The 16384-nt window shown below is 29.4% G+C and carries 16 protein-coding genes; 3 read left to right on the top strand and 13 right to left on the bottom strand.

Annotation, left to right across the window (positions count from 1 at the left end):
* Nucleotides 1-31 precede the first annotated feature (31 nt).
* From FGQ49_RS04555 to FGQ49_RS04545, 3 genes are all read left to right on the top strand, one after another.
* Nucleotides 32-271 (top strand): YlmC/YmxH family sporulation protein, encoded by a 240-nt coding sequence (locus FGQ49_RS04555; RefSeq protein ID WP_138268691.1) that lies wholly within the window; start codon nucleotides 32-34, stop codon nucleotides 269-271.
* Nucleotides 272-290: 19 nt separating this feature from the next.
* The gene (gene dapG, locus FGQ49_RS04550) at nucleotides 291-1481 is read left to right on the top strand and encodes an aspartate kinase (protein WP_138268690.1); all 1191 of its coding nucleotides are present in this window, start codon (nucleotides 291-293) and stop codon (nucleotides 1479-1481) included.
* 161 nt (nucleotides 1482-1642) lie between these two features.
* The gene (locus FGQ49_RS04545; protein WP_138268725.1) at nucleotides 1643-2347 is read left to right on the top strand and encodes a ClpP family protease; all 705 of its coding nucleotides are present in this window, start codon (nucleotides 1643-1645) and stop codon (nucleotides 2345-2347) included.
* A 9-nt stretch (nucleotides 2348-2356) separates the two neighbouring features.
* Here FGQ49_RS04545 and FGQ49_RS04540 read toward each other — a convergent pair whose 3' ends face one another.
* From FGQ49_RS04540 to FGQ49_RS04480, 13 genes are all read right to left on the bottom strand, one after another.
* Entirely contained in the window at nucleotides 2357-3811 is a 1455-nt protein-coding gene (locus FGQ49_RS04540) for a lipopolysaccharide biosynthesis protein (RefSeq protein WP_138268689.1), read from the bottom strand.
* A 34-nt stretch (nucleotides 3812-3845) separates the two neighbouring features.
* A complete protein-coding gene (locus FGQ49_RS04535; protein WP_138268688.1) occupies nucleotides 3846-5210 on the bottom strand; it encodes an O-antigen ligase family protein in 1365 nt (454 codons plus the stop codon).
* Between the two features lie 17 nt (nucleotides 5211-5227).
* Nucleotides 5228-6367, bottom strand: a complete 1140-nt coding sequence (locus FGQ49_RS04530; RefSeq protein ID WP_138268687.1) for a glycosyltransferase — start codon at nucleotides 6365-6367, stop codon at nucleotides 5228-5230.
* Entirely contained in the window at nucleotides 6368-7504 is a 1137-nt protein-coding gene (locus FGQ49_RS04525; protein WP_138268686.1) for a DegT/DnrJ/EryC1/StrS family aminotransferase, read from the bottom strand.
* Nucleotides 7505-7515: 11 nt separating this feature from the next.
* Nucleotides 7516-8634 (bottom strand): glycosyltransferase family 4 protein, encoded by a 1119-nt coding sequence (locus tag FGQ49_RS04520; protein WP_207669787.1) that lies wholly within the window; start codon nucleotides 8632-8634, stop codon nucleotides 7516-7518.
* The gene (locus FGQ49_RS04515) at nucleotides 8627-9196 is read right to left on the bottom strand and encodes an acyltransferase (protein ID WP_138268685.1); all 570 of its coding nucleotides are present in this window, start codon (nucleotides 9194-9196) and stop codon (nucleotides 8627-8629) included. The genes FGQ49_RS04520 and FGQ49_RS04515 overlap by 8 nt, the downstream gene beginning before the upstream one ends.
* Nucleotides 9196-10269: a Gfo/Idh/MocA family protein gene (locus FGQ49_RS04510; RefSeq protein WP_138268684.1), complete on the bottom strand. Its 1074-nt coding sequence runs from the start codon at nucleotides 10267-10269 to the stop codon at nucleotides 9196-9198. Before FGQ49_RS04510 ends, FGQ49_RS04515 begins: the two co-directional genes overlap by 1 nt.
* A 14-nt stretch (nucleotides 10270-10283) precedes the next feature.
* Entirely contained in the window at nucleotides 10284-11597 is a 1314-nt protein-coding gene (locus tag FGQ49_RS04505; RefSeq protein WP_138268683.1) for a nucleotide sugar dehydrogenase, read from the bottom strand.
* A gap of 15 nt (nucleotides 11598-11612) precedes the next feature.
* The gene (locus FGQ49_RS04500; protein WP_138268682.1) at nucleotides 11613-12866 is read right to left on the bottom strand and encodes a glycosyltransferase family 4 protein; all 1254 of its coding nucleotides are present in this window, start codon (nucleotides 12864-12866) and stop codon (nucleotides 11613-11615) included.
* A gap of 3 nt (nucleotides 12867-12869) precedes the next feature.
* A complete protein-coding gene (locus tag FGQ49_RS04495) occupies nucleotides 12870-13496 on the bottom strand; it encodes an acetyltransferase (RefSeq protein ID WP_138268681.1) in 627 nt (208 codons plus the stop codon).
* Nucleotides 13496-14137, bottom strand: a complete 642-nt coding sequence (locus FGQ49_RS04490) for a sugar transferase (RefSeq protein WP_138268680.1) — start codon at nucleotides 14135-14137, stop codon at nucleotides 13496-13498. The genes FGQ49_RS04495 and FGQ49_RS04490 overlap by 1 nt, the downstream gene beginning before the upstream one ends.
* A 2-nt stretch (nucleotides 14138-14139) precedes the next feature.
* Nucleotides 14140-15291 carry an aminotransferase class I/II-fold pyridoxal phosphate-dependent enzyme gene (locus FGQ49_RS04485; RefSeq protein ID WP_138268679.1) on the bottom strand — a complete coding sequence of 384 codons (1152 nt, stop codon included), beginning with the start codon at nucleotides 15289-15291 and terminating at the stop codon, nucleotides 14140-14142.
* A 65-nt stretch (nucleotides 15292-15356) separates the two neighbouring features.
* Nucleotides 15357-16384, bottom strand: a 1028-nt coding sequence (locus FGQ49_RS04480; RefSeq protein ID WP_171020579.1) for a hypothetical protein, incomplete at its 5' end; no start/stop codon positions are given.

Raw genomic sequence — 16384 nt, 5'->3', positions numbered from 1 at the left:
TATTTTCATATACTTAAAAGAGGTGAAACATATGAATTTGTCTGATTTAAAGGATAGAATAATTGTAAATATAAATAACGGTGAAAAAATGGGGGTTTTAGGCAATTGCGACTTGAAAATTAATGAAAAAGAAGGTAAAATAGAAGCAGTATTAATTCCACAAGGAAAGGTCAGAACCTTCTTTTCAGGTGAAGTACAATACCGTGCAATAGCTTGGGAAAACATTGTAAAAATTGGAATGGATACAATAATGGTAGATATAAAAAATTAAGTATACAGAGGTTTAAAACATGAAAATTATTGTGCAAAAATATGGTGGAACAAGTGTAAATACAGCAAAATCAAGAAGTATGATTATAAAAAACATGATCGATGCAATCGATGATGGACTTAAACCTATTATTGTAGTTTCGGCTATGGGAAGAAAACCTGAACCATACGCCACAGATTCTCTTTTAAGTTTACTTCCCGATACAAAAAATGCTAACTTAAGAAACAAAGATTTACTTGCAAGCTGCGGTGAAATTATTACAACAGTTGTTGTAAGTGAAGAAATAAGAGCAAAAGGAATAAACGCAAGAGCTCTTACAGGTGGACAAGCTGGTATTGTTACAAACGAAAATTATGGTGATGGAAAAATAGTAAAAATAGATACAAGCAGATTATTAGAACTTCTAAATCAAGATATCGTTCCTGTTGTTGCAGGATTCCAAGGAATGAGCAAAAACGGACAAATCCTAACTCTTGGAAGAGGCGGAAGTGATATTACAGCAACAGCGCTTGGTGCAGCTTTAAATGCTGAACTTGTTGAAATTTATACAGATGTTGACGGTGTAATGACAGCAGACCCAAGAGTTGTTGAAAATGCAGAATTAATTGAAACAGTAGACTACGATGAAGTATTCCAACTTGCAGAATATGGTGCAAAGGTTATTCACCCAAGAGCAGTAGAATATGCAATGAAAGCAGATGTTCCTATTGCAATTTTAAATACACAAAAAGGAAGATATTATGGTGGAACAAGAATCGAAGATACTCCACAAGATATTTTCAGTGACAAACATTTCTCTGCAGTTACTTCAATGGATGGTTGTAGCCAAGTTGATATTAAATTTACAGATATTAAGAAAGAAGATAAATTATTCGAAGTTCTTGCAGATCAAGAAGTTTCTATTGATATGATAAATATTTTCCCTGACAGAAAAACATTTATAATTGATACAGATAAACAACATATAGTTGATAGAGTAATGACAAAATTAGGTCTTGAATATACAATAACAGAAGGATTTACAAAAATAACAATTATGGGAAGAATGAAAGGTGTTCCGGGAGTTGTTGCAAAAATAATTGCAGCTTTATACTCAAACAATATTTTTGTTCATCAATCTTCTGACTCAAGTACAACAGTATCAGTACTTGTTGATACAAAACAAGCAAAAGATGCGGTTAACGTATTACATACAAACCTTATTAAATAGTAAAAAAAGAACGGTTACCCGTTCTTTTTTTATTTTATGCAAAATATAACACATATTTTTTTCATTAACAGACAAAATAAAACAGAACAAAGTTCCTTCTTATTTTATTACTTTTGAAAGGATAGAAAATGAAAAAAATAAATAATGAAATAGAGTTTGATATGTCTCATGAAGAAAATTTTGATGAGGAAACCATAAACAAGTTAAAAGAGCTTGGACAAACAAATGACTTTTATTCAAGCGGAATTCAAACTATAACGATAATCGGAGAAATTGAAGGGCATGTTGAAGCTTCTTCTCCAAAAAAATCAACAAAATACGAACATATTATTCCGATGATTATGGATGTTGAAGAAAAAGAAGAAATAAAAGGAGTTCTTCTTATTTTAAATACAATGGGAGGAGATGTAGAAGCGGGGCTTGCAATATCAGAATTAATCTCCGGAATGAGTAAACCTTGCGTAACATTGGTGCTTGGAGGAAGTCACAGCATTGGTGTCCCATTAGCCGTAAGCGGTAACTATTCTTTTATTACACCTTCTGCAACCATGATGATACACCCTATAAGAACAACAGGGCTTGTAATAGGAGTTTTGCAAAGTTTCTTATATTTCCAGAAAATGCAGGAAAGAATAACAGACTTTGTAATAGAACATTCAAATGTAGATAAAGATGTTTTTACAAAAATAATGTTAAATACAGATGAGCTGGTAAACGATATGGGTTCTGTTTTAGTGGGTGAAGACGCAGTTAAAATTGGACTTATTGATGAAGTAGGATCTCTTAAAGATGCGAGAAATAAACTGCTTGAATTAATTAAAGAATATGAGCATACAGGAAAAAATAAAAAAAGCAAGGAAAAATAAATCCTTGCTTTATTTTCTTTTTCTTATAAATCCCTTTATTTTACCAACCATATATGCATATGCTTCAAGTTTTAATAAATGGCATCCTAAAACATAAATACATATACCGGATAATATTTGAATTAATAACAAAATAATATTATTTACGCTTAAAACAAGACTTATACCATATACAATAACGCACATTACTATTGACACCAATAAATATGGGAAAATATCTCTCCATTGTTCTTTTATTGAATAGTTAATAAGTTTTTTATTCGGAAATCCGTTTACAACTGTTGCAAGCAATGAAAATACTATTTCACTTCCAACAATTGCATAAACACCAAACGGGAAACTAAGTCCTATTAAACATAGCCCCATAACTCTCTTTATAACTTCAAGCTTTAAAGAAACATCACTTCTTCCTATTGCGTTAATAGCTTGTAGATTTGCAGAATGCATTGGATAAAAAGCATAGGCTATACAAACTATCCTCATGAAAGGAACAGCAGGAAGCCATTTTCCCGTAAATAAAATTACTATTAAAGGTTTAGAAACAGCAACAAGACCAAACATAACAGGAAAAATAACAAAACAGTTTATAGACATTGTTCTTCTAAGCATTTTCTTAAGTTCATCTACCCTATCCTGCTTTGTTGAAAGAACAGGCAACATTACTGATGAAATTGCACCTGTAAGTCCGTTCATAAGACTTGAACCAAGCATGTCCCCCCTATTGTAATACCCAAGTGTTTTTTGATTAAAAGCCTTACCTATTATTAAGGTTCTGATATTTGTATAAAAGGTGCTTACAAGAGATGAACAAACAAGTTTCCAGCTAAATGAAAATAATGTTTTTACTCTTTTTGCAGAAAAAACGAGCTTTGGTCTCCATTTTACGCTAAACCACAATACAACCGTCAAAACAAAATTATTAACTATTGTTGATATTGCAAGGGCCCAAATCCCCGCTCCCGCATATGCAAGAGCTACGCCTGAAATCCCGGCAGAAATACAACCAAGTAAACTTGCTCTGAAGTTTTTTCTAAATTCAAGATTTCTTGCCATAATTGCCTGTTGTACTGTATTGAATGCCCCAAATACAAGTATTATTCCTTCCGCTCTAAGAAGATATTTTAAAATTTCAATATTATAATAAGCAGAAACAAGGGGTGAAATAAAATATAACACAACATATAATACTATTGAAGCGGTGATGCTAAAATAAAATATAGAAGAACTGTCAATTTCATCTATTTCCGCTTTTTGAATTAAAGCCGTTCCAAAACCGCTTTGAACAAATATTGTAGCAATGTTTATAAATACAGTAATAATAGCCACTGCCGCAAAATCTTCCGGAAAAAGTTTTCTTGAAAGAAGAATTTGAATAATTAAATTAATGGCTTGTACACTGATACGCTCCATAAACTTCCATATTAGATTTATCACAACATTCCCTGAAGATATTTTTTGACTCATATTACTCTCCAATTTACTTTATACATTATTTCAATTAAATATCTAAATATTTCTTTTTGTTAAACAAATACCCTATTATAAAATAATAAAACAACGAAACTGCACTTATATATGGATAATATACTGACGATAAAACCATTGTTATCTCACAGCTTATTAACATACCACCTAAAAATAAATATTTTTCATCTAAATATCTTTCTTTTATTCCCTTAAAAAGAATTCTGAGTAGATAGTATGCAAACATTAAATTTAAGACAATAAAGCTTATTCCTGCTATTATACCTGCGCTATGTGCTATTTGCAAATATGTATTATGTGCATTTGCTTCTATATACCCACCTTGATACAAAACTTTAAGTTTATCTGCATTATGACCTGTAATATTTAAATCATTTAGATAAGTTCTCCATATTTCAGCTCTTCCTGAAGACAAAGAATCGCTGTTTCCTATTCCTTTTTTTCCTCTATCGGCAGCACTGGAAATTTGACTTCCCAAATCTGTAATTTCGTTATAACTGCTATGAGGATCAAACACAACCTTAAAGGATGAGCCAAGGATATTTTCTTCCATTTTTAAAATAAATCCATTTACATATGTTAGACAAACAAATATTATTACTGTGCCTAAAACAGCAGAAATAAAAATCTTTAATATTTTCATTATTATATTTTTTATTGTATATCTTTTGTTTATAAACAAATATATTAAATATACAATAAATGAAAATCCCAAACATAAATAAGTCGTTCTTGATTTAGTGAATATTGTAAAAGCAAATATACTTCCTATTAAAAACATATTTATTATTTTATTCTTTTTTCCTTCTTGTACTTCATATAAGTAAAGCAAAGAAGCAAATATCACAGAAACAAAAGCTCCCAGACCATTTGGATTACCTAAAAAAGATGCATACTGTCCATCTGATAATGGAGAAATAATAATTGAAACAATTATCATTAAAATATAACTATACTTTGCCCCTTTTGAAAGTAAGATTAAAAATTCATTATAGTTTTTCTTTGCATTAAAAATTATGTAAAAAACAGGAAATAAAAACAAAAGTATCAATGCAAGCAAAACAAAAGCAACAACTTTATGCAAAATTGCTGACATTAGAAAACAAAGTCCAACTATATAGTATAAAATCATTACTGCTTTGTTAAATTCAATTTTATCTATTTTATGTATACTTAAGCACATTATTACAAAAGTAATAACTACACCTATAAATGCTGCTATTGATGTACTGCCTTTATATACACCCGATGTAGAAAGCATCATATTGACAAATAATAAGAAAAAGCTAAAAACAAGTATTTTAGCTTTATTCTCATTTGATACTCTTTGATTCCAATTACTTATTTTATTAATAACGTTAATTAAAAGGTTATTCATAACTTTACTCCAATGTATTAACTATATAACTTTAACCAATCTTCTTTTACTGCTTGCCATGAATATTTATCATATAAAAGATTGACTTTATCAGAATTGTCTATATCAACTTTCCCCTCAATAATATTATTTATATATTCTCCTATTTGTTTATAAGAATTATATGTTAAATAATCTATTCCAACATTATCAAATTCTTTATACATTATCCAAGATGGATTTATAAGAATACTTCCTCCATATACACATTCTTGTATTGATGCAGAAAATGCATCACTTTCCTGTGCATGAACAAAAATATCAGTTGCAAGTCTTAACATTGCTGATTTTAATTTATCCAAGAAATCATCTATTACAACAAATTCAACATCTATTTTATTTAATTCATCTAAAATTTCTTGTCGATATTCCTCACTTGAAAGCCCATAACTTAATTGAACTATCAAGCATACTTTATCCAATGTTTCTTTATTTAATTTTGCAATCTCTTTTATTACATCTAAGTGATGTTGTCTTTTGTTACCATTATACCCTATTGCAACACTTATTTTATTTTTATTTATCCCTAAAAATTCTTTACATTCTTCTTTTGTTTTTTCTTTTTTTACTTGGTTTATAACATCATAAATTGATATACCAAACTTAGCACGTTGAATTTTACTATTATAAATATCTCCAAATACATCATGGAAATATTTATCCATTCCATCAGAAGAATAAGATATGTACTTAGCTTTTTCAAGGCAAGGTATGGCATTTTCTAACTGTTCCTTGCTTTTTGATAATAAATCAGATCCCCAGTATGTGCAAATTAGGCTCTTACCATATTTTATTATTTTCTTACTTAAGAATTTAATCATAAAATTGCTTGGAACAGAATGAATATGAATCACATCAAACATTCCTCTTTTGAACTCTTTTTTTACTTTTTTTCTCATATTTACAAGAGTTCTGATTTTGGGGATAAAGTCAATTAAAAATGTTCCCTTATCTGTATTTAAAATTTGAACAGAACTATTTGAATAAAAATACTTAAATTCCTTATTTGTCACCGGTTTTGATACGATGAAAATATCATTTTCCTCATTTAAAAGTACATATTGTACATATTCTTTTATCCAAAAAGAATTTGCATTCCCTATTAATAAAATTTTCATTTATTTCCTGCCACTGAAAAATTCTTTGATTTTATCTGCAACAAAATCAATATCTTCATCTTTTAAATAAGGATGCATTGGAATTGATAAAACACAATCGCAAAGCATATTTGTGTTTTCAAAATCTTCACCTTTATAATCTAAATAATCAAATGCTTTTTGTTCATGCATTGGTTTTGGATAATATATCATCGTAGGAATACCATTGTCTTTTAAGAAAGCTTGAAGACCTTCTCTTATTTCTCTACTTTCCAAAGTAAGAGTGTACTGAGCATAACTTGAATAAAACCCATCTTTAATTACAGGAGTTTTAACAATATCTTTTAATGCTTTTGTATATTTTTTTGAGGCATCATTAACATCTTTTAATTCATAATCTTTAAATGCTCTAAGTTTTATTTTTAAAATTGCAGCCTGAATTGTGTCTAATCTTGAATTAACACCAATTCTTACGTTATCGTATTTCATAGAACCTTTTCCATGTACTCTATAAGATTTTAAAAGTTCACAAATGTTATCATCGTTAGTAAATACAGCTCCACCGTCTCCGTAACAGCCAAGAGGTTTTGCAGGGAAGAAAGAAGTTGTACTTATATCCCCAAAACTACATGCTTTTTTACCATCTTGTTCACCACCAAAGCCTTGTGCTCCGTCTTCAAGAATAAATAAACCATATTTATCAGCTATTTTTCTTATTTCTTTATAATCTGCAGGAAGTCCAAATAAATCAACAGCAACAATAACTTTAGGAGTTAGTTTTCCCTCTTCCTTAATTTTTAAAATAGCTTTTTCAAGCTTTTTAGGACAAATATTAAAGCTGTCTTTATCTACATCTACAAATATAGGAGTGGCCCCTATATGTGATACTACTTCACCTGAAGCAAAGAAAGTAAAATCAGGAACAAAAACAGCATCTCCCTTACCAATATTCCAAGACATTAAAGCAAGAGAAAGAGCATCTGTACCATTTGCACAAGTTACACAATGTTTAACACCTACATATTCTGCAAGTTCTTTTTCAAGTTCTTCAACTTGTTTTCCACTTATAAAATTGCAGTTTAACATTACTTCTTCACATGCTTTGTCTATATCATCTTTCAATACTCTGTATTGAGTTTTTAAATCTCTAAATTCCATATCTATCCTCACTATTTCAATATATCTAAATATAAATCATATAAAACTTTTTCATCTACACTCCAATTAAAATGTTCTTTAATTGCTTTTCTTCCGTTTTCACCCATTTGTTTTGCAATATCGGGATTATTACTTAAATAAGTTATAGCTTTAGCAATTTCATCACTATTACTTGAATCAACAACCAAACCAAATTTATATTCTTCCATTACTTCTCTTGCGTATGGATAATCATTACTTATAACAGGAAGCCCCATAGACATAAATTCATATATCTTGGTAGATAAATTTGAAAGAACAGAATACTGCCCAATATTTAAAAGAACATTTGCGCCAATTGTAGATTCTTCATACATATTCAATACTTCATCTCTATTTAAATATCCTCTAAAGTCTACACATTTATATTCTTCCTTTTGCTTTAATTCTTCACCATATGAGTTAGGAACAAAATTTCCTCCAAGAATTAATTTAGCATCGGCTTTATAGCTACCTTCTATTAATTTTGTTATTCCTCTGTTTACATTAAGTCCTCCGGCATAACATACAACAGGTTTAGAATAATCTTTATCTTTTTCATTATATTTATCATATAATTCTTCAAGTATAGGAGTATTATTTATATATACACATCTTTTACTTCTACCCTCAAAAGGATGCTTTCCAAACATTGGACAAGGAAAGATGACAGCATCTATTTTTTTCGTTACTTTGCTTTCATAACTTTTAAATACTTTTGAAATAAATCCTCTTAAAATCTTTGGAATATAATACTTTTCCTTTATTTGTTCACTGTAATTTTCATGACTGTCAAAAATTACCTTCTTACCTTTTTTCTTTAATTTCAAACCGTAAGGAAGAAGCTCAGGGTCATGAAAATGATATATATCAGCATCTACTTCAAGAGCTTTTTTATAAATATCCTTAGCTGTAAAAAGCATTCTTGATATTCTGCCTCTATTTATTTCACCTATTCCTACAATATTTACATTTTTACTTTGATAACTTTCACCTTTTGCAACCAGATACACATCGTATTCTTCTTTTTTTGCCAAAGAAACACATTCTTTTTCAAAAATTCTAATATCATTAGGTTTATGTGCGCTGGTCATATGACAAACCTTAATCATTATTACTCCTTACAAGACCATTACTTTCTTTTCTATACTCTCTTCCACAACTGCATTTCAAATCTTCATTTAGTACATTTCCACATTCGCATACATATCCAATTTGTCTTGCAGGAACACCTGCATAAAGAGCATGATCTGGCACATCTTTTGTTACAACAGCACCGGATGCAATCATTGCCCATTTACCGATTTTATTTCCACAAACGATTGTCGCATTTGCACCTATACTACAGCCTGTGTCAAGTAATGTTTTTTTATAACCACTCGGTCCTTTTGGATATTTTGCTCTTGGTGTTAAATCATTTGTAAAAACCATTGAAGGGCCGCAAAAAACATAATCTTTAAGTTCTACACCTTCGTATATTGATACATTGTTTTGAACTTTACAACCATTACCTATTTTTACGTTATTTGATACATTAACATTTTGACCGAAAGAACAGTTATCACCTATTCTTGCACCCTTTTGAATATGACAAAAATGCCATATCTTGGTATTTTTACCAATTATGACATCTTCATCTATATAGCTGGATTCATGAACGAAATATTCACTCATTAAAATTCACCTTTCATATCAGTACTTGCAAAATCATCTAAAGGAAGTTTTACGGCTTTACCTTCTTTTTGTGATTTATATATACTTAAAACAAGTTCAAGAGCATTTCTTCCTGCAACTGCATCAACATAAGGTTTTCTGTCTTGTTCAATTGCTTCTATAACATCTCTGAATAAAGATGTATGCCCGTTTCCGTAAACATTACTTGTTTGTTCTTCAAGACCTTTATTTTTATTGTCTTCATCTGTTTCATCTGCAAAATCCCAAACATCAATATTGTTTGTAGATTTTCCGCCAAGTTTAACAGTTCCTTTTTCTCCGAATAAATATAAAGTTTCTTCAAGATTTTTAGGATATACATTTGTTGTTCCTTCTATTGTTCCAACTGCACCATTTTTAAATTTCACTACAGCCATTCCAACATCTTCGGCTTCAAGATAGTCATGAAATTGTTGTTTTGTAACTCCGTAAACTTCTTCGATTTCATCTCCCATCATCCATCTAAGCAAGTCAATTCCATGAATACATTGATTCATTAAGGCTCCGCCGTCTTCTTTCCATGTTCCTCTCCATAGTGCTTGTTCATAATAATTTTTATTTCTGTTCCATCTAACATGAATTGAACCATGAGAAAGTTTACCGAATCTTCCGCTTTCAAGAGCCTTTCTCATTTCTTGAACTGCAATATTAAATCTGTTTTGATGACAAGCAGATACTTTTACACCTTTTTCTTCTGATCTTTTTATTATTTCATCAGCATCTTTAATGCTCATCGCCATAGGTTTTTCAATTATTACGTTTATTCCTTTATCTATTAAATATAAAGCTATTTCAGCATGAGAACCACTTTCTGTTGCAATACTAACAAGCTCAGGTTTAACTTCTTCAACCATAACCTTATAATCATTGTATCTTTTTATACTTTCATCATTTTGTAAATCATGTTTAGAAAGAAGCTCTTCCATTCTTTCATCTAAAATATCGCAAACAGCGACAATTTCCAATTTATTGTTTACGGCTGCTTTTATATGATTTGTTGATATTCTTCCACAACCAATTAATGCATATTTCATTTTCATTCTCCTAATTATAAAACTTCAATATTATCTCTGTTTTCAATTTCTTTCATGGCATTTTTTGTATCAAAAATTGCCTTAGCATTTTTACTTACCATTTCATAATCAACATTGCTATGAGATGCAGTTATTACTATTAAATCATATGAAGAAATAATTTCTCCGTCAATTTTTTCAATACCTTTTTTTACTTTTCCTTCGTGTTTGTATTCACTTATATATGGATCATAAAACTCAGTATTAGCACCGTTTTGTTCAAGTATTTCAATTACATCTATTGCCGGAGATTCTCTGTAATCGTCAATATCTTGTTTATAAGCAACCCCAAGAACAAGTACATTTGATTTGCTTAAAGCTTTTCCATGTTTATTTAATATTTTCATTGCTCTTTCTACACAGTATTCAGGCATTTTATCATTAATCATCATTGAACTTTCAATCATTGATGTATGAAAACCATATTCTCTTGCTTTCCATGATAAATAATATGGATCAAGAGGAATACAATGTCCACCAAGACCTGGACCTGGATAAAAAGCTTGGAAACCATATGGTTTTGTTTTTGCAGCATCAACTACTTCCCATAAGCTTATTCCCATTTCATGACAAAGCATTGCAAGTTCGTTTACCAAACCGATATTAATGTTTCTATATGTGTTTTCAAGAATCTTTTCCATTTCTGCAACAGCAGGAGATGAAACTGTATAAATATCACCTTCTAAAACTGAACTATACATTTTTGCAATTACTTCTGTTGCATCTTCACCTATTGCTCCAACAACTTTAGGTGTATTCTTTGTTTTATATATTAAGTTACCTGGGTCAACTCTTTCAGGAGAGAAACCTAAATAAAAATCTTCTCCGCATTTTAATCCGGAACCTTCTTCCAAAATTGGTTTAATAAGCTCTTCTGTTGTACCAGGATAAGTTGTTGATTCCAATACAACCATTGTACCTTTTGTTAAATATTTTGCTATTTCTATGCTTGAATTCTTTACATAAGAAATATCAGGTTGTTGATGTTTATCAAGAGGTGTTGGAACACAAATCGCAATAAAATCAACATCTTTTACAAAACTAAAATCAGTTGTTGCAGATAACATCTTAGATTCAACAAGCTCTTTTAAATCGCTGTCAACAACATCTCCAATATAGTTTTTTGCTTCATTTACCATTTGTACTTTGCTTGCTTGAACGTCAAAACCTATTGTTTTATATCCTGCTTTTGCCTTTTCAACTGCAAGAGGAAGACCTACATATCCAAGACCTACAACACCTACAACTATTTCTTTGTTTTCAATTTTCTTTAAAAGTTCATTTTTCATACGTTTCACCCTACTTTACTTAATAATATAATTTATCACATCAATTAATTTATCGGTTAATTTATCAAAACTAAACTCAATGCTTGCGTTTTTCGCATTTTCACAAAGTTCATTATAATTTTCATTATCTAAAACAATTTTTTCTATATCGTCACAGTACTGTTTTAAATCAGTATACTTCTTACAAATTCCTACTTTATTATCCTCTATTAAATTAAAATCTCCAAGATTATAATTTGCACATATAGGTTTACCGCTTGCCATGTATTCAAAAAGTTTATTCCAACTTACGCCATAAGCACCTATATTACCGGAAATACCGCTTATTAAATTAAGATTACTTTTTGAAAGAATAAATGGAATATATTTCTTTTCTACTCTTCCTTTAAATACAACATTGTCAAGTCTTAATTTTAAAGCTAAATTTTCAAGCGGTTCTTTTCTTGGACCGTCTCCGTAAATTATAAATTTAATATTGTTTATTCCCTTTTCTTTATAGATATCTGCCATTGACAATATTTCATCAACATTGTTTACATCTCTGATTGAACCTGCATATACGATTTTAAATATTTGATCATTTTCTAAATCCTCATCATCTAACTGATAAGTTTGTTTATTATATTCAAATTCTTCAAGATCAACGCCGTTATTTATATAAAATATTTTACTTAACGGAATATCTAATATCCAGTTTCTGTCAACAATATATTTTTCTCCACCGGGAATTGTAAAAAGTACTGCATCAGATTTTTTATAAATCCATTTTTCACCTTTATAAAGAATCTTTGCAATAAAACTATTTCTATTTATTATACCATATTCTATAAGACTTTCGGGCCAAAGATCTCTTATTTCATTTATACATGGTATATTAAATTTTTTCTTTAATTTTATTCCAGCAACAAGTGCAAGAGGATGAACAGACGAAGCATATATTACATCAGGTTTTCCTTCTTTTTGTATATATTCACTTACAACTTTTTTTACATTTTTGTAATAAGAATACATATTTTTTATTCTTGAAACACCGTTACCTTTATATATAGATGTATCTACAAAAATGTAAGGAACATTATCCATACCTTTTTTTTCAATATATTGTCTGCCACCAAGATCAACAACTTCATCGCTGTTATGAACCGTACTGGCACAAAATATTTTTACTTCATGTCCTTTTTTTATTAAGTATTTTGCAAAACTTTGATGTCTGCCAAGTCCGTCAAAATACATATTTGTAGCATAATGGTTTAAAATCCAAATCTTCATTTATTACTCCATACACTTGTTTAATTTTTTAGTAGGACAGCCGATATAAACACCTTTTTCTTTTATATCTTTAACTACGACACTGCCTACACCAACAGTAACATCTTCGCATATTGTAATATTGTTTTTTACACTGCTTCCTACACCAATCCAGCTTCTTTTACCTATTTTAACAGTTCCTCCCATATGAACTCCGGGAGAAAGATGAGCAAAATCATCAATTTTGCTGTCATGGTCTATTGAAACTGATGTATTAACAATAACATGATCTGATATTACACTACCACTGTTTATTACTGCTCCTGCCATTACTACACAACCATCACCTATCTTTACATCTTCAGCGATTATACTTTTGGGATGAATAAATGATGTATAGTTAAATTTATATTCATTTGCTATTTTTTCTCTTACTTTATTATTTCCAATTGCAATAATAAACTTTGTATCTTTGGGAAATTGAATACAATCTTTAACTTTTCCCCTTACTTCTACATTTAGAATTTTTGTTCCTATATTCAAATTATCATCTAAAACAGCTATTTCATCATCTTTATAACCGTTTTTCTTTATAATGTCAATAACAACCTTAGCATGTCCACCGCCGCCTATTACAACAACTTTATTCATTATACAACCTCTTCAGCTTCTCTTGAACCTTTAAATTCTTCCATTGTTACAGAAGTATCACTGCTTATTCCTTCTCTGTCAAAAACCTTTTTAATGGTTTTAAAGAATATCATTAAATCCACCATAAAAGAAGAATTGTTTACATAAAATATATCAAGTTCAAACTTTTCTTCCCAGCTTATCGCATTTCTGCCATTAACCTGTGCATAACCTGTAAGCCCCGGTCTTACATCATGTCTGTGAGATTGTCTTTCACTATATAAAGGAAGATATTTTACTAAAAGAGGTCTTGGACCTACAATACTCATATCACCTTTTAATATATTAAACATTTCCGGAAGTTCATCAAGACTTGATGATCTAAGGAATTGACCGAATTTTGTAAGCCTAACTTCATCAGGAAGAAGCTCTCCGTTTTCATCAGTCTCATTTGTCATAGTTCTAAATTTATACATTTTAAAAATTTTACCATTTAACCCAGGTCTTTCCTGTTTAAATAAAATAGGAGAACCTAATTTTGTTCTTACCATAATAGAAACAATCAATAAAACAGGACTTAAAATAATTATCCCGATTAAAGAAAGTAAAAAATCTATAATTCTTTTTATGTACTTGTCGTAAAAGGTTCTTTTTCTAATCATAATTATTCAAAAAGAGTCTTTATTATGTCGCTTACTCTTTGCATATCTTCTTTCGTCATTTTTGTATCAGATGGAAGACATACACCGTTATTAAAGATATACTCTCCTACTCCTCCGTTATCAATATAATCATATTTTTCAAAGAATGGTTGTTTATGCATTGGATTCCAAATATGTCTTGCTTCTATATTGTTTTCTTCCAATTTTAAAATAATATCAAGAGGTTTAACTTTTGATTTTTCATCAATAAGTATTGAAGATAACCAGCAGTTACATCTTGTATTTTCGTCATCAATAGGCATCATTTTTATTTCTTTAATATCTTTGAAAGCATCTTTATAATGGAAATATATTTCTCTTTTTTGTTCAACTCTTTTATCTAATACCTTAAGCTGACCTCTTCCAATACCGGCAACAATATTACTCATTCTGTAGTTATATCCTGCTTCTTTATGATAATAATATCTTTTATTTTCTCTTGCTTGTGTCGATAAAAATCTTGCTCTTGCTGCTTTTTCACTGCTATCAGGAGTATTTACAAGAAGCATACCTCCACCTGAAGATGTTATGATTTTATTTCCGTTAAAAGAAAGTATTCCATAATCACCAAAAGTTCCTGTCATTTGACCTTTATAAATACTTCCTAAACTTTCAGCAGCATCTTCAACCAAAGGCACATCATATTCTTTACAAATTGATACTATTTCATCTAAATTAGCACAAATACCATAAAGATGAACAACTATAACAGCTTTTGGTTTTATTCCTTGTTCTTTATATTTTTCAAAAGCTTCCCTTAGTGCTTTTGGACTCATATTCCATGTTTCAAAATCACTGTCTATAAAAACAGGTGTTGCATTTTCATAAATTATTGGATTAGCACTTGCTGAGAAAGTAAGACTTTGACAAAATACAATATCATCTTTACCAATGTTTAAAAGTTTAATTGCAAGATGAATTGCAGATGTTCCGCTAACTAAAGCAGCTGCATCTTTTGCACCTGTGTAATCACATATTTCTTTTTCAAAGTTATTTACATTTGCACCAAGAGGAGCTATCCAGTTTGTATCAAAAGCCTCTTTAATGTATTCTTGTTCATATCCTTCATCACTCATATGAGGAGATGCTAAAAAAATTCTTTCATTATTTCCCATTTTTAACTCCTATTAAAAATATTATATATTTTAATTTTTTATTTTCTACACTTAAAATTTTCCTTTTAAGTTGATTTATCAAGATTCAAATTATCATGTTCCATACATGATATAAATAAAAGTATCAAGAAAAACATAAATGGAATTATATTTAAAATTGTATTTTCAAAATTTGAAACAACAATCATAAAAATAATCGGTAAGTAATATTTTCTGCACACTTTATCATCTATATTTTTTATTTTACTTATAATAAAATATAAAAACAATGCTAAACATATTATACCATTTCCGGCAATAAAATCTAAAAATCCATTATGAGCATTTAAACTTTTATATTTATTTGCATAGTTTGCATCTGCTCCGAGTCTAACATCAACAACTTGAGGAAAATGTTCCATTAAATATTCATATCTTTTTTCTCCCGTATATTTAAAAGAACCAAACCCAAGAAGAAAATCATCTTCCAAAGATAAGATAGTATACTTATCAAGCATATACCTTGTTGAGCTATAATGATTCCAGCTTTTTTCAAAAGGTGTAAAAACAATTGTGTCCTTATTTATCATAGTGCAGGTAAACAAGCTCATTAAATATATAAATGAAAATATCAGCATTGAAAGCATTATTTTATTGCAATTAATATTTTTATATTTTTTATAAATAAACATAGATATTAAAACAGCAATTATTCCAACACATGCACTTCTACATCCACAAAGAAGTAAATATGCAACAAGTGATGTTAAAAATAAATATATATATATATTCTTTTTCTCTACAAAAGAAAGTAAAAAGGCACATACAAACATAACTAGTATACCCGGATCATTCGGATTAACATCAAAAACACTTCCTGATATATTAAAAGTAAGGGATTTTAAAAGTGCATCAAATAAGCTATTTCCAATCACAATATAATAAAATGCCCTTAAAACAAAAAATACACATACAACAGTAATGATTACCATACATGGATATAGTATTTTCTTTGGATTATTACCATTAAAATTAATACCTCTAAAAAATATAACCAAAAGAAAAAACTCAACCATAATACTGTTAAATGTGATTAAATCGAATCCTTTTATTA

Source organism: Anaerofustis stercorihominis, from assembly GCF_005844425.1.
Lineage (GTDB): Bacteria > Bacillota > Clostridia > Eubacteriales > Anaerofustaceae > Anaerofustis > Anaerofustis butyriciformans.
The sequence above is the reverse complement of the archived record's forward strand: the minus strand, read 5'-3'. Positions and strand labels throughout refer to the sequence as shown.